At 43.0% G+C, this 19,731-nt stretch carries 17 protein-coding genes and 1 pseudogene; 4 read left to right on the top strand and 14 right to left on the bottom strand.

From position 1 onward, the window contains the following. Window positions 1-41: 41 nt before the first annotated feature. From IGI78_RS06470 to IGI78_RS06460, 3 genes are read right to left on the bottom strand one after another with little or no spacing between them, the layout of a single operon-like run. Window positions 42-1,214 carry an ABC transporter permease gene (locus IGI78_RS06470; protein ID WP_140965501.1) on the bottom strand — a complete coding sequence of 391 codons (1,173 nt, stop codon included), beginning with the start codon at window positions 1,212-1,214 and terminating at the stop codon, window positions 42-44. Next, window positions 1,201-2,346: an ABC transporter permease gene (locus IGI78_RS06465; protein WP_140965499.1), complete on the bottom strand. Its 1,146-nt coding sequence runs from the start codon at window positions 2,344-2,346 to the stop codon at window positions 1,201-1,203. The genes IGI78_RS06470 and IGI78_RS06465 overlap by 14 nt, the downstream gene beginning before the upstream one ends. A gap of 13 nt (window positions 2,347-2,359) precedes the next feature. Beyond that, on the bottom strand, window positions 2,360-3,292 hold the full coding sequence (locus IGI78_RS06460; RefSeq protein ID WP_140965497.1) for an ABC transporter ATP-binding protein: 933 nt from the start codon (window positions 3,290-3,292) through the stop codon (window positions 2,360-2,362). An 86-nt stretch (window positions 3,293-3,378) separates the two neighbouring features. Between IGI78_RS06460 and IGI78_RS06455 the strand changes: the two are divergent. Beyond that, a pseudogene (locus IGI78_RS06455) lies at window positions 3,379-4,488 on the top strand (sensor histidine kinase). Beyond that, window positions 4,485-5,108 carry a response regulator transcription factor gene (locus IGI78_RS06450; protein ID WP_140965496.1) on the top strand — a complete coding sequence of 208 codons (624 nt, stop codon included), beginning with the start codon at window positions 4,485-4,487 and terminating at the stop codon, window positions 5,106-5,108. The pseudogene IGI78_RS06455 and the gene IGI78_RS06450 overlap by 4 nt, the downstream one beginning before the upstream one ends. 104 nt (window positions 5,109-5,212) lie before the next feature. Here the strand turns inward: IGI78_RS06450 and IGI78_RS06445 are convergent, their stop codons facing one another. From IGI78_RS06445 to IGI78_RS06425, 5 genes are all read right to left on the bottom strand, one after another. After that, window positions 5,213-5,440 carry a cold-shock protein gene (locus tag IGI78_RS06445; protein ID WP_081118454.1) on the bottom strand — a complete coding sequence of 76 codons (228 nt, stop codon included), beginning with the start codon at window positions 5,438-5,440 and terminating at the stop codon, window positions 5,213-5,215. Window positions 5,441-5,541: 101 nt separating this feature from the next. Next, a complete protein-coding gene (recD2, locus tag IGI78_RS06440; RefSeq protein ID WP_140965494.1) occupies window positions 5,542-8,196 on the bottom strand; it encodes an SF1B family DNA helicase RecD2 in 2,655 nt (884 codons plus the stop codon). A gap of 20 nt (window positions 8,197-8,216) precedes the next feature. Next, a complete protein-coding gene (locus tag IGI78_RS06435) occupies window positions 8,217-8,870 on the bottom strand; it encodes a histidine phosphatase family protein (protein WP_005229730.1) in 654 nt (217 codons plus the stop codon). Window positions 8,871-8,887: 17 nt separating this feature from the next. Beyond that, the gene (gene trmL, locus IGI78_RS06430; protein ID WP_077452506.1) at window positions 8,888-9,391 is read right to left on the bottom strand and encodes a tRNA (uridine(34)/cytosine(34)/5-carboxymethylaminomethyluridine(34)-2'-O)-methyltransferase TrmL; all 504 of its coding nucleotides are present in this window, start codon (window positions 9,389-9,391) and stop codon (window positions 8,888-8,890) included. A 352-nt stretch (window positions 9,392-9,743) separates the two neighbouring features. Beyond that, on the bottom strand, window positions 9,744-10,586 hold the full coding sequence (locus tag IGI78_RS06425; protein ID WP_077452507.1) for a methyltransferase domain-containing protein: 843 nt from the start codon (window positions 10,584-10,586) through the stop codon (window positions 9,744-9,746). Between the two features lie 102 nt (window positions 10,587-10,688). On the opposite strand from IGI78_RS06425, the gene IGI78_RS06420 reads away from it, so the two are divergent. Next, entirely contained in the window at window positions 10,689-11,330 is a 642-nt protein-coding gene (locus IGI78_RS06420; protein WP_016621321.1) for a copper homeostasis protein CutC, read from the top strand. Window positions 11,331-11,405: 75 nt separating this feature from the next. Here the strand turns inward: IGI78_RS06420 and IGI78_RS06415 are convergent, their stop codons facing one another. Together IGI78_RS06415 and IGI78_RS06410 are read right to left on the bottom strand one after the other, a co-directional pair. Further along, on the bottom strand, window positions 11,406-13,187 hold the full coding sequence (locus IGI78_RS06415; RefSeq protein ID WP_077452509.1) for an ABC transporter ATP-binding protein: 1,782 nt from the start codon (window positions 13,185-13,187) through the stop codon (window positions 11,406-11,408). Further along, a complete protein-coding gene (locus tag IGI78_RS06410; RefSeq protein ID WP_195265755.1) occupies window positions 13,174-14,925 on the bottom strand; it encodes an ABC transporter ATP-binding protein in 1,752 nt (583 codons plus the stop codon). Before IGI78_RS06410 ends, IGI78_RS06415 begins: the two co-directional genes overlap by 14 nt. A 144-nt stretch (window positions 14,926-15,069) precedes the next feature. Between IGI78_RS06410 and IGI78_RS06405 the strand changes: the two genes are divergently transcribed. After that, window positions 15,070-15,906 carry an AraC family transcriptional regulator gene (locus IGI78_RS06405; RefSeq protein WP_010749431.1) on the top strand — a complete coding sequence of 279 codons (837 nt, stop codon included), beginning with the start codon at window positions 15,070-15,072 and terminating at the stop codon, window positions 15,904-15,906. A 53-nt stretch (window positions 15,907-15,959) separates the two neighbouring features. On the opposite strand, the gene mgtE is transcribed toward IGI78_RS06405, so the two are convergent. From mgtE to IGI78_RS06385, 4 genes are read right to left on the bottom strand one after another with little or no spacing between them, the layout of a single operon-like run. Continuing rightward, window positions 15,960-17,324, bottom strand: a complete 1,365-nt coding sequence (gene mgtE / locus IGI78_RS06400; RefSeq protein WP_010749430.1) for a magnesium transporter — start codon at window positions 17,322-17,324, stop codon at window positions 15,960-15,962. Window positions 17,325-17,341: 17 nt separating this feature from the next. Continuing rightward, the gene (locus IGI78_RS06395) at window positions 17,342-18,241 is read right to left on the bottom strand and encodes an RluA family pseudouridine synthase (RefSeq protein WP_074932946.1); all 900 of its coding nucleotides are present in this window, start codon (window positions 18,239-18,241) and stop codon (window positions 17,342-17,344) included. 4 nt (window positions 18,242-18,245) lie between these two features. Further along, window positions 18,246-19,043, bottom strand: a complete 798-nt coding sequence (locus IGI78_RS06390) for an NAD kinase (protein WP_189372256.1) — start codon at window positions 19,041-19,043, stop codon at window positions 18,246-18,248. A 5-nt stretch (window positions 19,044-19,048) separates the two neighbouring features. Continuing rightward, window positions 19,049-19,717 (bottom strand): GTP pyrophosphokinase, encoded by a 669-nt coding sequence (locus IGI78_RS06385; protein WP_140965490.1) that lies wholly within the window; start codon window positions 19,715-19,717, stop codon window positions 19,049-19,051. Window positions 19,718-19,731: the final 14 nt, after the last annotated feature.

Genomic DNA, 19,731 nt, shown 5'->3' with positions numbered 1-19,731 from the left:
AATCGCTGCTGATTTGTATCGTTTTTCTATACGTTAGATTATTAATTTTTCGCCGAGTTGTACTGCCAACGACGGCTTTTTTCTCTTCCCAAAATAAAGTGGATCATTGAAAATACTGCTGCAAATGTTACCAAGACAAAGCCATTGAACCAGAAGGATTCAGTGAACCTTTGATTATACGTGAGGGTCTCACTGATCAAGGTATTGTTTTGAACAAACCAATAGGTTGGCGTGAATGCCGCGATTTTATTGACGATATCCGGCAGAAAGTTCGCGGACACAAAGACCCCACCGATAAAACAGCTTCCGGTTATAAAGATATTGCTGATACCGCCGATCGCTTCTGAATTTTTCACAAGAGAGGTGACACAAGCCGAGAAGCTGATGACAGGTAGTAAAAACAAAAACGTGTTCAAAATGTGGTACCAAGCTGCTGTATCCCAGGATGTGCGAATCACTAGTAACACCATCAGTAATAAAAAGCCGAAGGTTAAAAGCAGCGAGTAACTGATTAAGCTTAACAGGATTTTCCGCTGTAGCATCCGCTTTGGAAGAGGCGCACTCTGGTTTCGCTTGCTGATTTCTTGGCGGTTAAAGGCCAGATTGATCACACCAAACCCGCTAAATATTGATAGAAAGAGGCCATATGACAATAAGTTAAAGGTCATGCCTGTTAACATTTTTTTCATTCGTTGACTATATTCTGTACTGAGCTCAACTTGCCCTGTGACGGCTAGCGCTGTTTGTGTTTCTTCTATCGCCTCACTGACTGTTTTGCCTTCTTCTTGAAAAAGTAAAAGCGTCTGTAAGAACGTGTTCACTTGCTGGGTGACAATGGTTTTAGAAAAAGCATCTGGCCGGCTTTGAATCTCGATCGTTGGCATCTGGCCAGCCTCCACTTGTTTGGAGAAATCAGCTGGCAAATGCAAGACAATGTTTACACGATTAAAATAAAGGGCATCGTCAATTTCTTTTTGTGAGGTCCCCTCTAAAGCAACCAAGGTTTGCTTTTCCTTCAAGTACTCCCGAAGACCATCAACGACTGGCGACTCCTCCTCACTGATCAAAGCAATGTTGGCTTCTTGTAAAGAGGTGTTTTCGACGTCGATGCTTTGCGCATAAAAGAACGTGACACCAACTGTGATCAATACTCCAATTAGTAAGTTCGACTTATTTGCCTTCAGCAAAGTCCAAATCGTTTTATAAAGCGTCATAGCGCACCCCTCTTTCGATCCAAGCATTTCCAATTGACAAAAGGACGATAAAGCCAGTCAACCAGAAAAGATTGGTATAAAAGCTACTCAAATCTGTATAGTAATACAATTGATAAAGACTTTCACTGATCAAATTGACGGGATTTACTTGCCCCAGTATCGGCACATGTAGATCAAGCCAATACTTGATTTGTTCCGAGCCCATCATCCCAGCAAAAAAGCTCATTGCCATTGTAACGGAGACCAAAATGCCATCTTTTTGCACCAAATTCATTTTTGGCGTCAGATTTCCAATCAATGTCCCTAGCAAAATCGCACACAATGATCCTAATGCGGCAACCAGTAGTAACCATTGCCAACGATCGCCAAAGTCTACTTGATAGACAAAACGAAACACCGCTAAAATAATGTAGACTTCTACTAACACAATCGTAAAACTCGCCGCTAAATTCGCACTTGAAACCAATGTCCGTTTTCTTGGTATCAAGGAAAGCCGAATACCATTCGCGGATTGATTGGCTTGCTGATCCTGGACATTACGGACACCCCACATCGTCCCATAGAGGATCGCCATCCCGATCAAGGTAAAGAAATAAAAACTTTTGACACTCATGTCACGATCTGCATTCACTTCTTGAAAAGTCGCCTCCTGTTCAAATGCGGCCATAATAGGTGCAAGATCAAGCGTTTCAAGTTCTGCTGCTTTACTAGAAATGATCGCTGTACGTTGTAAAAATTGATCCATTACATTTTTCATCAACGTCTGACTCATGCCCGCTTGGCCCACATGCAGAGAAATGGTTTTGTCGTCAATCAGGAAATATCCAGCTAATTCACCGGCAGTCAGCTTTTCAACTGCCTCTGTTTCTTGTAATTCCTCGAGTGCAAATAATGGTTTTTCATTGATTTCCACTTGTTCAAGGACGGTGGAAAAATTTTCCGTAAGCGCTATTTGGTCCCCGGTTTTTACGATCCCCGTCGTGATTGTCTCTAAATTTCCCGCTTGATCGATCTCCCCAAAGGCCGCCATAAACATTAGGCCTAAGAGAATGGGAAACGCCAACGTCCAAAACAGCATCGATTTATTTCGCAACAACACCTTTGTGCGGTATTTGTAAAAATGCCAAAACATGGTTTCCCCCTCCTCAGTCTCTCAATTCCTTGCCCGTGATCTCTAAAAAGACATCATTTAAGGTCGCTTCTTTGGTTGCAATTTTTCCGTAACTGATTTTCTCTGCTTGTAAGAGTGTCAAAATAGGTAACAAGACCGTATTGAGTTCCGTTGTTGTTACTTGGAGCTGTCCGTCTTTGTAAACGATTCCGTTAGCAGTATTGGTGTTCTGAATCGCTACCAACACGTGGTCAGGCAATAAGGGGATGTCGATGGTCAAACGATCTGCCGTGCGTACCATGTCTTTCAGAGATTCCTTAGTCCCTTTGGCAATCACCTGTCCCTGATCCATAATCACGATCTGGTCACACAGAATTTCCACTTCTTCCATGTAATGGGTCGTGTAAACGATCGTTGCTCCTTGGCGATTTAGCTCTTTGATGCTTTCCAAAATTTTATTACGACTTTGGGGATCGACAGCTACTGTTGGTTCATCTAAAAAAATCAAACGTGGTTTATGTGCGATCCCGCAGGCGATATTCAACCGCCGTTTCAAGCCACCGCTCAGCTCTCCTGGATGAAAAGTCACGAAATTTTCCAAACCCACTAATTGAATCACTTCTTCGATCAATCCTTGTCGTTTCTCTTTGTCAGCAACATATAACCCGCAAAAATAATCGATATTTTCTTGCACACTAAGTTCTTCAAAGACGGCAACCTCTTGAGGAACGACCCCGATCATTGCTTTAACGGCATAATTTTCAGGCGTCATGATTGATCCAAAAAGTTTGATGGTGCCTTTGTCATAGTTTAACAAAGAGAGCATACAGTTGATGGCGGTCGATTTCCCGCTGCCGTTTGGTCCCAATAATCCTAAAACCTCTCCTTCTTGTACTTGCAGATCAAAATGATTCAATGCCACAAAATCACCATAGCGTTTAACTAATTTATCAATTTCGATAATCACGATGAAAAACTCCTTCCAAATTTCTTGTTAATCTGACTATAATAAACTTCAAGGAAAGAAACTAGTGACGATTGGCTAAACTAAGCATGACATTTGTCACAATGAAGGAGTTTATCATGTCTAAATCTCGACTACTCAGCGAAGCTGGCTTCCTACTCGCCGTCTCATTACTTTTATTGGTAAATCAAGGTTTTGTTGCTGTGCAGGTCATCTATCTACTGATCGCCGTTATATTTACTGGCGTCAGTTATTTACTGCCTAGAATAGCAAACTGGTTTTTTCAAGTTATTCTGTTGCTTCTATGTACGTTTTGGCCAGAGCTTGCCCTCTTTCTGCCTGCATTGATGCGGGTGATCGCTCCGGAAGATAGTAAAGATGATGTTCTATTTTTATTAGGATTTTTATTGATCGCAACGGTTGTCCATCATTCTCTCACGGAGCTCGCTTTTGTCATCCTTTTGTTGCTCTTTGCTTTTTACTTACGCAAAAAAGATCAGCGAATGTCTGATCTTGAGAAAAAGTACATCGCTTCAAAAGATACCCATTAGGAAAAGCAGCAACAGTTATCGCAGCAAAACAAAGCGCTAGCCCTATCACAAGAAACAAAGTTAGCCTTGCAAATTGCCGAAGAACGAAATCGAATTGCTCGCGATATCCATGACAATGTCGGCCATCTACTGTCGAGTGCCATTTTACAGATTGGCGCGCTTGAAATGATCAATCAAGAGCCAAAACTAAATGACCCCCTAGCAAATTTAAGTGCTACCGTTCATACAGGGATGGATCGCATTCGACAAAGTGTTCACGATCTCCACGAGACATCGATTTCTTTCCAGCAATCCTTAGAGTTTCTAATTGCTGATTTTCCATCACCTGTCACGATTGAAGGAAACCTATTTGAAGGGTTGAATGAAGCACAGCAAAACTGTTTCCTAATGGTCATCAAAGAAGCCTTAACCAACAGTATCAAACATAGTTATGCGAAAACCCTCGTGTTGCATTTTCGAACGCTGCCTGCATTTTTTCGCTTGCAAATCACGAATGATGGCGTCCGCACACCTCAAAATCCAGACACTGGAATCGGTCTGAAAACGATGCGTCAACGGGTCCAAGAACAACAAGGTCAAGTTCATATTTTACAAGAAAACCAACGCTTTCAGTTGACGATCATTTTACCAAAGGAGGAACACCAATGATTACTGTAGTTATTATTGACGATGATCCGTTTGTGACCACATCTTTGCAAACCATTCTTGAAAGCACAGAAGAGATTCAGGTGCTGGGCATCGGCCATTGTGCCAAAGACGCACTGGAATTATATGAAACCTATCATCCTGACGTTTTGCTGACGGACATCCGCATGCCGGAACAAACGGGGATCGATGCTGCCAAAGAAATATTGGCTAAATTTCCCCAAGCGATCCTTTTGCTATTGACTACCTTCAAAGATGAAGAATACATTCGCGAAGCCTTTTCCATCGGTGTGAAAGGTTATTTGATCAAGCAGAATTTACAAGCGATCATCCCTTCTGTCAAAGCCGCTTATAATGGCCAAGTTGTCTTCGGGAATGAAATCGTTGAGACCTTCACGCAGCTAATGAAGAACGAACCATCAATTAACAATCAATCTTCTTTTAGCGAACGTGAATTTGCGATCATCAAAGAAGTAGCCGCTGGAAAAAACAATAAAGAAATTGCCGATGCTTTGTACTTGAGTGATGGTACTGTCCGTAATTACATCAGTCAATTACTGGAAAAACTGGAATTGCGGGATCGCACGCAATTAGCAATCTATTTTTATCAGCATTTACAGTAAGTCTCATCGATTGCAAAAAAAAGCCTGAAGAATGCGAAGCTGCATTCTTCAGGTTTTTTGTTTTCTACTCGATTATCCGACTGTCGTAGTTTTTAGTGGACAAGCTATGGATTTCCGGGACTGCCGGGATTCGTTGGATTGTTCGGTGTGTTAGGCGGGAAAATCGGCGCCTTTTCTAACGTTTTTTCTAACCCTGATTCATCCCGCTCGCCTCGTTCTGCATCGGGACTTTCATCTAGTTTAAATTCTTTTTCCATCTCATCTAATTTCTTAAAGTCGTTGCCAGATTCTTTTGCTAATTTTGCTAATTTATCTTCGGTTTCTTTCGCCATAACGTAACGCCTCCTTTTGATTTTAGCTTAGCATAAGAAGCTAAAAAACCAAAAGAAAGCGCTCACTAAGGTACCTTTTTTAGTATTTTCTCATCTTTCAATCAGCCGTTTTTTGCGGGCATAAAGTCGTATGGAGAACAGTCCTTCATGCCAATCATTGGATCCACTAAATGCTTTTTGACCATCGTTAAGGTCAATACACCATCGTTCGACGTTTCTTCGATGAGTGCTTCTTCCCCCATAGTCCCTTCACTTAGGTCTTTTCCCCCTGACAGAGGCTTTGCAATTTCTGTCTGATTTGATGTCGACGGCTCAGGCTCGGCAAAAGCAAACAAGTCCAACCCACTATCTGGTGACTTTTCTGTCGCTTGCTGGTTAGCAGCAGCTTCAGTGCTGGGATTTTCCTTTGGCTTCGAAGCTACCATTTTTGCCTTCGTGTTTTCAGAGGAATCATCATAAAACGGATCATCCGCTTCTTCAAATTGGGCCAATTTTGCTCGTTGCAGCGGCGTCATTTTTTCCGTACCATTGATACGTTCTTTTAATGTCGTTAAGCGAGTAGCAGATTCGTGACTGACACAAGTTTGATAGGCTTGCGGTTCACCAAGTAAAATCAGCATTTCTTTGCTGCGGGTTACAGCAGTATATAGCAGATTGCGTTGCAGCATACGTTGGTATTGATGAACCATCGGCAAAATAACCATTTGAAATTCACTACCTTGAGATTTATGGATCGAACAACAGTAGGATAATGTGATCTTATTCCATTCATTCCGCTTATAGGTCACTTCATTGGCATCAAACTGAATGACCAGTTCGTCAACCTTGTCTTCCGACTGTTTGGCTAGAGTAATCCCAACGATTTGGCCCATATCGCCATTAAACACGTTATCTTCTGGTGAGTTTACCAACTGCAAAACCTTATCACCGATACGATACACCGTATCATTGAAAGTCACCTCTTTTTTTGTCCCATCATTGGGGTTAAAAATCTCTTGCATCATTTTATTCAGAGCATCGATCCCGGCTGCCCCACGATACATCGGTGCCAACACTTGAATATCTTGCGGCGTGTAGCCTTTGTCTTTTGCCCGTTTCACTATCTGAGCGATCAACGGTTCGATTTTGTACGCATCACACGCAAAGAAGGAGCGATCTTTTTGGTTTTGTGTAAAATCAGCAGGCAGCTGCCCGTTTTTGATGGCATGAGCCAGTGGAATGATGCTTGATCCATCTCCTTGGCGATAGATTTCTGTCAATTCTTGTTTCGGGATCGCATCGATCGCTAGCAAATCATGAAGGACTTGTCCTGGTCCCACAGAAGGAAGCTGATCTTTATCCCCCACAAAAATCACTTGCATGTTTGTAGGGATCGACTTAAAGAGCGTATTCGCCAACCATGTATCGACCATAGACATCTCATCGACGATCAATAAGCCGCCTTCTAATTCTTTCGGACTAATCGATGGCGCTTTTTCACGTCCGTTCAAGCCTAACAAACGATGGATCGTCCCGCTTGGCAAACCTGTCGTTTCATTCATCCGTTTGGCGGCTCGACCAGTCGGTGCTGCCAAGAGAATCGGAAAGGTTTCTTCACTGTATTTTGATGTCTCTAAGTCCAGATCGTTCAACTCAGCAAACAATTGTACGATCCCATTGATCACCGTCGTTTTCCCGGTACCCGGACCACCTGTCAAAATAAACAATGGCGAACGAATGGCTTCTTTGATTGCTTCTTCTTGCGAAGACCCATAGGTGATACCTAAATGCTTCTCAATTTTTCGCAGCGTTTTGCTGATTGTTTTCTCAGGATAGACGATTTCTTTTTTGCGGGAAAGCAAGCGTTCGATGGAACTAGCGATTCCCCATTCAGAAAAGTACAGACTGTTTTCGTACAAACGAGTTTCTTCTTGCTGGATTTTTCCTTCTTCCACTAATTGAATGATCGTTGATGCCAGGTCGTCTGGCGCAATCTCAATAGGACGACTCGTTTCTAATAAACGCAGTGTCTGCTCTAACAAGTCTTGGGCATGGATAAAGGTATTGCCTGTCTGTAAGGATTGCGCAAAGATCTGATGCAAGACCGCTGCTCGAAACCGTTGCGGCGACGAAGCTTCGATCCCTAGCTGCTCAGCGATGCCATCTGCGCGTTTAAAGCCAATGCCTTCAATGTCTTCCACCAACTGGTAAGGATTTTCTTCGATAATTGATAATGCTTCATTTTTGTAGGCTTGATAGATTGCAAAAGAAAGCTGACTACCAAAACCATAGCGGCTCAAGCCAACGATCACTTGATCCATCCCATGATTTTGCCGTACAGTATCTAAGATCATTTTTTGCTTACTTTCATTCAATCCTGGAATCTGCTCCAACAATGTTGGTTCTTCCAGCATCCGGTCGATCGCTTCTTCTCCTAAAAGGTCAACGATTTTTTCAGCGGTCTTCTTGCCGATCCCCGGAAATTTTTCTCCAGAAAGATAGGCGATCAACCCTTGTTCAGAGGTCGGTTGTTCTTGTTGGTAGCTTTCGGCCTTCAACTGGACACCATACTTGGGATGATTGACCAGCTCACCAAAAAACCGATACTTTTCCTCTTCTTGGATTTCGCCGAAACTACCAGTAACGACGATCTCCGAGTCTTTGTAGTCGGCATTATTCTCAGTGACTTTAACTAATAGTACTTTATAAAAATTGCTGGGATTCTGGAAAAAGATGGCGGCAACATGGCCGACAAAAAACGTTCTTTCTGGAATCATGGTGCCGCTCCTTTCATGGTTTACAACAAAGCGTCTAATCCTGCTTGATTGCTTAAAAAGCTTGCTTCATTCCAAAGTTTTAGTTCAAAAGGCAATACTTTTTGTTCATTCGTCTCTAATAAGCTAACGCTGTTATTGACTAATCCACCTTGCTCTCTTAATTCGGCTAATGGTTTGCCTGCAAGCCACTGGATAGCAGCCGTAAAGGATGCCCCATGACCGACGAACAATAATGGGCCTTCATGCTGCATCACCGCATCCATGACGACGGTCTCGATTCGACTCAATGTTTCTTGGATCGGCTCACCTTTAAAGGCACTTGGATCGTAACGATCCAAGTGATTACGCAGATCCGTCAATTGTTGGGGATACTTCTCATGCATTTCATCGATGGAGCGACCTTCCAATTCACCGAGTCCGATTTCTCGCAGATTCTCATTATAAATGATTTCAACTGGGTGTTGGAGTCTTGCTTGGATCTCTTGGGCAGTCACTTTTGCTCGCAAAGATGTACTTGAGTAAATCTTCTCAAAAGGAATAGCTGCCAGATAATCACCGAGTAATTTGATTTCGTCATAACTTTCTGGCAATAACGGCGAATCCCCCAGCATTCCTTGAAAGCGACGTGCTTGGTTCCACTCTGTTTTTCCGTGACGGGTAAAGTATAATTGCATCGAAAAAGCCTCGCTTCTTAGTCTAATTTGTCGTTCTCATAATGATGCGTCAATTCCAACTCTGGGAAGCCTTGCTGCCGCAAAACTTCATAAATGATCAAAGCAGCCGTATTTGATAGATTCAGGGAACGAACATGCTCATCATTCATTGGGATCCGCAAACATTTTTCGGCATGCTCACGCATAAAACTTTCTGGAAGCCCCGTCGTTTCCTTCCCAAAAATGAAGAACTGATCGTCATCTGCGGTGTAATCGACGTCAGAATACACGCGATTGGCAAATTTCGAGATCAGATACAACGGACGCTCCCCTAAAAAGTCCATAAAAGCAGCTAAATCTTTATGATAGGTAATATTGACATCATGCCAATAATCAAGCCCAGCTCGTTTTAATTGCTTGTCATCCGTTGAAAAGCCTAAAGGCTCGATTAAGTGTAAATGAGTATTTGTTGCTGCGCACGTCCGTGCAATATTTCCCGTATTGGCCGGGATCTGAGGTTCAAAAAGAACGATGTGATTCATAGATAAAAACTCCTTTCGCTCGGATACTACCGATCGGTTCTCGCTTTCCTTTGTATCTCTGTATCTTGCGTTTTACAATTGATTCTCAATAGCTTCTTCAATAACTTCTATAGTACCATATTTTGGCACGCTTGTTTTTTAGAAACGACATTTTTTGTGTAGAATTTTGGGCATAAAAAAAACGTACCAACTCGGTGTCGATCACTGCGAGTCGTTACGTTAGTGAAGCTCTTTTCACTAACTTTTATCAGAACAGGAACCTGATAAAAACCAATGAAAAATGACTTGAGAACAATATATCACTCCCATGGCATGATTGCAAGAGTAAATAACAAAAAAGTTCAAAATATTTTCAGGAAATTTTCGCAATCAACACCTCAACATCAACAGTGATCTGTCTCAAAGGAGCTTGCCGGAGCTTTTCTTTGCGTTCCTCCGAAGCCCCCCACTCTAACGGGGACATGGCAAGTAAATCTTGGCGATTTTCTTCAGGGATCGTAAAAACATGTGTCACTCTTTGACGGGAGGCGTCGGGGTAATGTTCAAGAAATTTAGTGACGACCCGTTCATTTGAGTATTGCTGTTTCGCTTCATCATTCGGATAAAAAGCAGCCCGCAATTCTTTTAAATAATCCGCCGCAGGGACGACTTTGATCAACTGTCCACCCTTTTTCAAAATACGATTGAACTCCCCATAATTTGACGGCGAAAATAGATTGAAAATCGTATCAAAGCTCGCTTCAGCAAACGGCAAGTTGGTCAGATCCGCCACACACCAAAAAGCCGGTACGTTTTGATTGGTTGCTAGATAAACTCCGTCTTTGGCGATATCAAAGCCGACAGCCGCCTGGGTCTTTTCATTGACCAACTGAGCCAGAAAACTGCCTTCGCCGCAGCCGACATCTAAAAGATGCTTAGCATCCCCCAAAACTGCTTTGATGCATTCAATGACTGGTGCATACATGCCGCTAGCGATCATACGTTGACGCGGCAGAAACAGTGCTTGATCATAATCTGCTTTGACTTGATGATCCAAAAAGAAAAGTGTGCCTTTCTTTGATAAGTCAAATCGATGACGATTTGGACAAACCAAGCCATTTTCGGTCGGGAAAAATGCTTGGCGGCACAATGGACATTCAAATAAGTGATAATGGGCGTTTAAAAAAAGGCGCCCGCGATCGATTTTTTTTAACATTCAACTTCCCTCATCTCTGCTCTACTTTAGCATATTCTTGTGGTAGAATGCTAGTGGATAGAATAACAAATCAACTGAACAACCAACTATTGGAGGTAAATCATGTTAAAAGAATTTTGTGCAGAAAATTATACCAATATTCCCTTAGCAATCGCCCGAGGCGCACAGCGGATTGAACTCTGTGATAACTTAGCGGTCGGCGGAACAACACCAAGTACCGGTGTGCAAGAAGAAGTTTTGCAATATGCTGGCGAAAAAGGAATTCCCGTTATGACGATCATCCGACCTCGAGGCGGTGATTTTGTTTACAATGACACTGAGTTGAAAATCATGCACACCGACTTGATCGAAGCAAAAAAGCTAGGAACAGACGGCGTTGTTCTAGGTTGCTTAACTCCTAGCGGCTGGTTAGACGAAGAAGCATTGGAGCTATTGTTAGAAACCGCAGAAGGCTTGCAGGTTACTTTTCACATGGCCTTCGACGCGATTCCTGCAGCGCGCCAATTTAAAGCGATCGATTGGTTAGCTGAGCATGGCGTACAGCGGATTTTGACCCATGGTGGTGCTGCAGGGACTCCGATTGAAGACAACTTCGATCATCTGAAAGAATTGATCGCCTATGCTGGTGAGCGTTTAACGATTTTACCTGGCGGTGGCATTTCCTTTGAAAATGCCCAACATGTTGCTGATACATTAGGTGTAAAAGAAGTTCATGGAACCAGAATCGTCGACCTTAATGATTGAGCTTGCGTGACACAAAAGAATCACGCAAAGAAATCCCCACAAACGATGAGAACGCATCGTTTGTGGGAATTCTTTTTATATTGCTTGCAATAAGTCGTATTGTGATTGATACAAATGATGGTACAAGCCTTTTTGTGCCATTAGCTGATCATGGTTACCAGATTCAGCAATCGTGCCCCCTGCCACGTAAAAGATTCGATCAGAATTTTTGATTGTGGACAGCCGGTGAGCGATGATGAATGAAGTTCTGCCTTCTAACAGCTTCAACAGTCCTTCTTGCAGCAATTCTTCTGTCTTCGTATCAATACTAGAAGTAGCCTCATCTAAGATCAAGATTTTTGGATCAGCCAACAACGCTCGGGCAAAGGAAATCAGTTGCCGTTGCCCCGCAGATAAAGTACTTCCTCGTTCTTCGACGACGGTTTGATAGCCGTCTTTCAACTCCGTGATAAAGTCGTGAGCACGGACGATCTTCGCTGCTTCAATGATCTCTTCTTCTGTCGCGTCTAATTTTCCATAGCGAATATTTTCTATGATCGTTCCTGAGAAAATAAAGGTATCTTGCAGCATGACCCCCATCTGTGAGCGCAGGGATTCCAGCGTCACGTCACGAACGTCCATCCCATCTACTTTAACACTGCCTTCATTGACATCATAAAAGCGGCTCAGCAAATTGATGATCGTGGTCTTCCCTGCACCAGTAGGGCCAACCAAGGCAATGCTTTCCCCGGGTTCGATGTGGAAATTGACATCAGAAAGAATGTTTTTGCCTTCTTCGTATCGGAAGGTCACGTGTTCAAAATCAACGGTCCCTTTCATTGTCGGCAATACTTTTGCATCTGGTTTGTCTTCGATATCTGGGACTTCATCCATCGTTTCAAAAATCCGTTCAAGATAGGCTGTTGCTGTAATCAAAGAATTATAAAAATTCCCGATATTGATGACTGGATTCCAGAAATTATTGATATAACTGATAAAAGCGATCAGAGTACCTGTGCTGACATCGACACCGATTTGGCGAATGCCGACAAAATAAATCAAACAAGTTGTAATGACTGAAATGTTTTGCACCCCAGGCCACATGAGAAACTGAATTTTGACAGCTTTCATCCAGGAAGTCCGATAATCATTGCTGACTTCTTGGAAAATCTCTGCATTTTCTTCTTCCCGTGCGAAGGATTGGGTGATCTTGATGCCGGCAATACTTTCATGAATGTAGGCATTTAAATTGGACTGTTTATTACTCAACACCTGATAAGCTTTGCGCTGGTTATTTTTGATTACCATCACCATGATGAACAAGATTGGCAGCAACGCAAGGGAATACAGGGTCAATTTGAAGTCGATCGCAAACATAAAAATCAAGGTGATGATGACGTTGAAAACATCGGAAATCAAATTGATTAGTCCATTACTCAACAGGTCACTCAGTGTATTGATGTAATTTACGATGCGGATCAAGATCTTGCCATGGGGCCTTGTATCGAAATAAGAAAACGGCAGCCGCTGCAGATGTTCAAAAATATCAAAGCGCATATCCTTCAATACGTCTTGCCCAATATTCGTGATATGGTAGATACGATAACGCATGCAGACACCGATAACGATCAAGGTCACTAGAAAGGCAGCTCCTAAAAGCAGCAATTGATTGACATTTTTCTCAGGAATCGATGAGTCGATGGCGATCTTCGTGAAAACAGGCGCCAGCATTCCTGCTAAGTTTGCCAGGATGATCGTAAATAGTACTTTCCCAATGCTTTTTTTATACGGTACGACGTATTGGGACAAACGCTTGAAATCCTTCCAGCTAAATTCCTGGTCTAATTCCTCATCCACATCAAATTTATTTCTCGCCATCGTCTTCACCTCCTGACAAGCCTAATTGTTTTTGATACACTTCATAGTACTTCCCTCGCAGTTTGACGAGTTCTTCGTGGGTGCCTTGTTCAACAACCCGACCTTTTTCCATCATCAAAATCTGATCGGCTTCTCGAACAGAGGAGATCCGATGGGCAATGATAAACGTCGTTTTCTCTCCGGTTAATTTTGTCAGCTCTTGTTGGATCTTCGATTCTGTCTCCATATCGACGGCAGACGTCGTGTCATCCAAAATCAAGATCGATGGATCTTTGGCTAAGGCCCGCGCAAGGGAGATCCGTTGTTTTTGTCCACCAGAAAGTCCGACGCCTCGTTCACCGACAATCGTCTCGTAGCCTTGAGGCATTCGAGAAATAAAGGTATCTGCATCGGCGACTACGGCCATTTGGCGAATAAAGCCTTCATCTGCTAAAGGATTTCCAAAAGCAATATTGTCAGAGATAGTATTAGAAAACAAGAAGACATCTTGCATCACCATCGAAATATTTTCCCGCATTTGACGCACAGGATACTCTTTGGCATTTTTTCCATCAATCAATACTTCCCCTTCAGTCGGATCATAAAAACGTCCAACTAAATTTACTAACGTCGTTTTTCCAGAGCCGGTTTCGCCTAAGATCCCTAACGTTTGTCCCGGCCCAATCTTGAAGTTGATGTTTTCCAGTACATTTTGCTCTGGATCATCTGAAAAATGGAAAGAGACATCTTTAAATTCCACAAATCCTTTGATCGGTTCTAATTTTTCTTGTTGGTGAACCGGTATTTTCGATTCTTGTGCCAGCATTTGTCGAATTTTGATACAGGCCGCAGAAAATCGCTGAACATCGTTGATCAACCAGCCACTCATACGCATGGGGTTGTTCAACATCCATAGATAACCATTAAACGCAACAAGATCTCCTAAGGTCATGTCCCCATTGATTACGAAAATTCCGCCTAAAACTAAGGCAATGACTGACAAACTTCCTGCTAAGCCATCAAGCCAGGGCAGATAGCTACGGGAAACTTTGGCAGATGCCATGTTGCGGGTCTTAAAATCTTCGTTGTAGGAGCGAAATTTTTCGATCTCAAAATTTTCACGAGCGAAGGCTTTTACGACCCGATTGCCGCCAATATTTTCTTCTACCATTGAGTTCAAGCGAGAAAAGCTCTCACGAATGTCAAAAAACAATGGGTGTGCCTTTTTAGACATGCGGTTGGTCAACAGAAAAATGATCGGTGTGACAGCCACCAGTGCCAGCATCAATTTCCAGTCAATAAAGCTCATCACCACCACCGCTGAAAAGAACCATAAGATACATTCAGCGATATTATAGGTCACCCAAGAAACAAAGTGGCGAATGGCATCGGTATCCCCTGTCATTCGTGCCATAATATCTCCCACACGAGTGTGATTGAAAAAGTCGAAATCCAATTCTTGCAGTTTCTGATACAAATCTTCCCGTAAATCGTATAGCGTATTTTGTCCGACCCGTTCAAATAAAATCTGATAACTATAGCGGACAATGGTGCGAATGACGGTCGTCGCAATCATGATCAACAGTAATGGAATCAATAAGTGCGTTTTTTGCTGATTGATGACATCGTCGATCACCATTCCTCCCAAGTACGGATTAACAATGATCAGCGCTGCATTGATCACTAAAAATAGGATCGCCAATATGATTTTTCCGCGGTTCTTTTTGGCATAGCGCCAGATCCATTGTGTATTACTCATCTAATTCCCCCTCTCGTTGTTAAGCTTAGCGTTTTGAAAAGCGATTTGAATGGTTTTTCTTACTCATTTTGATGTAAAATATTAGTAAGAAGTACCATTCCCTTTTTTTACAGGAAATAAGCACCCAATTGGAGTGAATCAGCCATGAATTTAGTTAACCCTCGTACGTTTAATCCAGAAATCATCTATCTCTTTGACCCATGGACGCAATCAGAAAGTCATGGAGAAATGCACCATCATGACTTTTTAGAAATCAGCGTCTTATTAGAAGGAGAAAGTACCTATTATTTTGAAAAAGAACCAGCGAAAAAAATCCGTGCTGGCAGCGTCATGCTTTTCAATCCTGGCGTCGATCACTGCGAATTGCAGCCTAAGGGCACTCGCTCCCATCAGCTGCATATTGGTTTAAAAAATATTTCTTTGGAAGGGTTTAAACGGAATTTTTTCCCGAACAAACACCCCTTGTTGGAGCTAGGCAAATACCATCATCAAGTTTTGGAAAAAGCCTGGCAGTTGGTGAGAGAAAGCAGTGAAGAGCGGGATGAGTTTCAATTGATGCAAAAGGCTGTTTTGATGGAGATGCTCGTCTACATTTTACGTGGACTAAATGAAGACCATATCAATGTCGTGCCTTACCTTTCCAAAAGCCAACGACGACAACAACAGATCGTCAACTATACGGTCTATTACTTGGAAAATCATTACAAAGAAGAAATCACATTAGAGAAGCTCGCACAGGATCAATTTCTCAGCCCGACATACCTTTCAAAGATTTTTAAAGAGGCGACGGGTGTCAGTCCCATCAACTACTTGATTGAGATTCGCTTAAAGCGTGCCAAAGACATGTTAAAAAATGAAAACCTCACGATCAAAGAAGTCGCCTCTGCTGTGGGCTATCAGGATGCTTATCACTTTAGCAAGTCTTTTAAAAAACTTTATGGTGTCTCTCCTTCTGGGGTATTGCCAAAACCAAAAAATTAAAGAGCAAGTCGATGACCTTCCTTCGAATGAAGAATCATCGGCTTGCTCTTTGTTCATTGAATAAAATAGTTCATAAAAAGACTGGCAATGTTGAAGTAGATCAAAACACTGGTCAAATCGCTAAGGGTCGTGATAAACGGACCACTTGCCACTGCTGGATCAAAACCCAGCTTGTCCATCAGCATCGGGATCAAACTTCCCGCTAAGTTGGCTACTGTGATGGCACACATCATCGCCATCCCAATCACAAACCCTAGAATCGGATTTTGTTTCCAGACAGCTACGATAGCAAAGATCGTCAACCCCGTGATGGCACCTGTGAACAGTCCTGTCAGCACTTCACCGACCACCGTCTTCATAAAGCTGTTTTCTTTGTCGTCATTGATCGCCAGACGACGAACGGCTACGGCTAAGGATTGGGTACCAGCATTACCGGCGGTCCCAGTGATCAGTGAGATAAAAACAGCGAGAATACTTGCTTCGCTGACCAACTCTTCATAATGACTGATAAGACTGGCGGTGGCCATTCCGAGAAAGAGTAAGGTGATAAGCCAAGGCAAGCGTCTCGAAGACGCTTTGATCGGGTTCTCACTGACTTCTTCCACATTGACCCCTGCCAAACCAGAGTAGTCACTGGCTGCTTCATCATCGATAACGTCGATGATATCATCGACGGTCACGATCCCTAATAGGTGATCGTCATAATCGGTGACTGGCAATGCGAGAAAGTCATAATCTCGGAAGGTCTGAGCGACATCCTCTTGGTCATCTCCAACATGAACCGACATGACCCGCTCGTTCAAAATATCAGCGATCATGGTATCTTCATCATTGATGATCAAGTCTCTTAAAGAAATAACGCCCACAAGCTTATTATCAGTATCCACGACGTAAATATAGTAAATCGTCTCGGCAACATCTGCGGCATTTTTTAAGACATACATCGCTGAACGAACCGTTTGGTTGGCCACAATGGAAACAAACTCGGTAGTCATCAACGATCCAGCAGTTTCATCTTCATAGTGCAGCAGCTCTTTGATTTCGCTAGCAGCTTCAGCGGTCATCAAACTCAAATATTTCGCTGTTTGTTTTTTATCCAGAGTATTCAGCAGGTCAACCGCATTATCGGTATACATTTGCGCCAACATATCAGCCGCATAGGCAGGGCGCATCTCTGAAAGATAGTCCACCATGTGTTCATCATCTTCTTCAATGACGTCAAACATGTCTGCCAATTCTTTCGGGGAAAGATACGTATAGACGATTTGTCGATCGGCTGCTTCTAGAGATTGGTAGAACTGACCCTGCTCGTAGATATGCAGATCCAAGAACGCCTCACGAAATCCCTGGATATCATTGTCTTTTAATGCTTGATTCAGTTGATCAAACCGTTCAGTTAATTCTTGATTTTCATCCAATCTCTTCACCTCATTTGTTATTGCCTATCCATGGCTGAGCAAACAGCGGCCATGTCTGCTGGTAAGGGCAGCTTAAAAGCCAACGGTTCATTCGTAAAGGGATGCTGAAATTGCAGCTGACAGCAGTGTAATGCTTGTCGTTTGATCCCAAGAGCCATTGTACCGCCATACATCTCGTCTCCTAATAAGGGACAACCGATTGCAGAAAAATGGACCCTTATTTGATGTGTCCTGCCTGTGTGTAACTGAATATCAACTAAAGCGCAATCTGAATTGCGTTGTTTTAGCCAATACTCCGTCCGTGCTTCTTTTCCTTCGTCACTGACCTTGCGTTTCAATAGTGACGTCAGGTCCCTAGCAATCGGCAGCTCAATCTCACCATGGGCAGAAAGTGCGGGCAGTTCACCAGCAACGAGGGCTTGATATTTTTTTACGACCTGCTTCTTTCGCAACTGGCTATCCAGCTTCGCATGGGCAAACCCATGTTTTGCAAAAAGCATCAATCCTGATGTGTCACGGTCTAACCGCGTGACTACATGAATCACTTGATCTTCATAGTGCTGCGCTTGATAGTAGGCCTTGACGCGATTGGCCATCGTGCCAGTCGGATGATATTGCGCAGGGATCGATGAGATTCCTGCTGGCTTATTCACGACTAACAGATGGGCATCTTCATACACGATCTCAATCGGTGTCGGGTCAGCCAGCATCGTCTCATGTTCCCCTTCGGGAGGAATTACAATAGTTACCCTATCATTTTGCGCCAAAGAAAACAAGACGTTTTGCTCGTGATCGTTGACAAATATCTTTCCGCCTTGAAATTTGATTTTTGCTAATAGTCCTTTGGACACCCCTTGTTCCTTCAAAAAGTATTTGACTTGCTGTCCTTGTCCAGTATAGTGATACGTAAATTCCATGGGTTTATTCTTCTCCAATAAAGGAATCTTTGACCCGATTCCAAAAATGCATATGCCGATAAGACGCAAAATGAATCCGTTCATCGGCAATACGGTAATAGATAGCATCGATTTCTTCTTGTTCGATGGTAAACTGATCGATCGTCACTAAATAGTCGGTGCTTTGCTGCAGTTGTACTTTGACCCATTCATGGTGACCCACGACGATCGGCGAACCAAGGGTCCGAAAGACACGATTGTTCAACGAAGCAATCTCTGCCAATTGAAAGGCATTGATACTTGGGTGCAAGACTGCCCCACCAACACTCTTGTTATAAGCAGTGGAGCCGGTGGGCGTTGAGATCGATAAGCCATCGCCGCGAAACTTTTCAAAGAGGTCTTCTTTAATAGAAATATCGGCAACCATCGTTCGATTGCCGCGCTTGATCGTTGATTCATTCAATGCTAGGAAATGCTTATCTGGTTTGCCATTCGCATAAGTAATACGAACATCTAATAATGGATAGCTGACGCTTTTTTGATGGTCATTGCACAAAGACTCGACTAATTCTTCCAATTCATAATCTCGCCAGTCCGTATAAAAGCCGAGGTGACCCGTGTGAACCCCTAAAAACTGCACTTGGTCCAACTTATGATTGTACAAGTGAAAAGCAGAAAGGAGCGTGCCATCTCCCCCAACAGAAATCACTAATTCAGGATTGTCTTGATCGATCTTATTTTCTGACTGTTCTAAAAGCGTAGTTAAACGCTTTGTCACTTCTACCGACTTGCTTTCTTGATTATGGACGATTGCCACGCGGATACCTTTCATTCCGTTTCCCCCTTTGGCAACGGGTTCTGATCATGTCCGCCTCGCTTGCCTTTCCCATGTGAAAATAACCGTTGTGCCTCTTGGATCTCTTCACGGATATTGGACATTTCTTCATCTAGCTGATAGGCGGCTTCTGCCGACCGACGCAGCCGTTCACTGATTTCAGCGGGAAACTCCCCTTGGTATTTGTAGTTTAGTGAATGTTCGATCGTTGCCCAAAAATTCATCGCTAGTGTCCGAATTTGAATCTCCGCTAAAATAATTTTTTCTCCATCGATCAATTGAACGGGATACTCGATCACTAGATGGTACGAACGATAGCCGCTGGCTTTTTTATTGGTGATATAGTCCCGTTCAATGATGACTTTCATGTCTTTGCGTGTTCGCAACAATTCAACGACTTGGTGAATGTCTTCCACAAATTGACACATGATTCGCAAACCGGCGATATCAGACATCTCTTCTTCAAGCCGATCCATTGCAATCCCTCGTAATTTGCTTTTCGTTAAAATACTATCCACTGGCTTGACACGACCCGTGACAAATTCAATGGGAACATGTTTGTTTTGTTCCCGATATTGTTTTCTTATGCCTCTTAATTTTACTTTTAATTCTGAAACCGCCTGTTCATAAGGCGCTAAGAATTCTTCCCAATCTCGAATCATTCTTCTCCCTCGAT

Source organism: Enterococcus sp. DIV1767, from assembly GCF_050542585.1.
GTDB lineage: Bacteria > Bacillota > Bacilli > Lactobacillales > Enterococcaceae > Enterococcus_D > Enterococcus_D innesii.
Note: the sequence above shows the minus strand (reverse complement) of the source record. Positions and strands in the feature narration are given on the sequence as shown.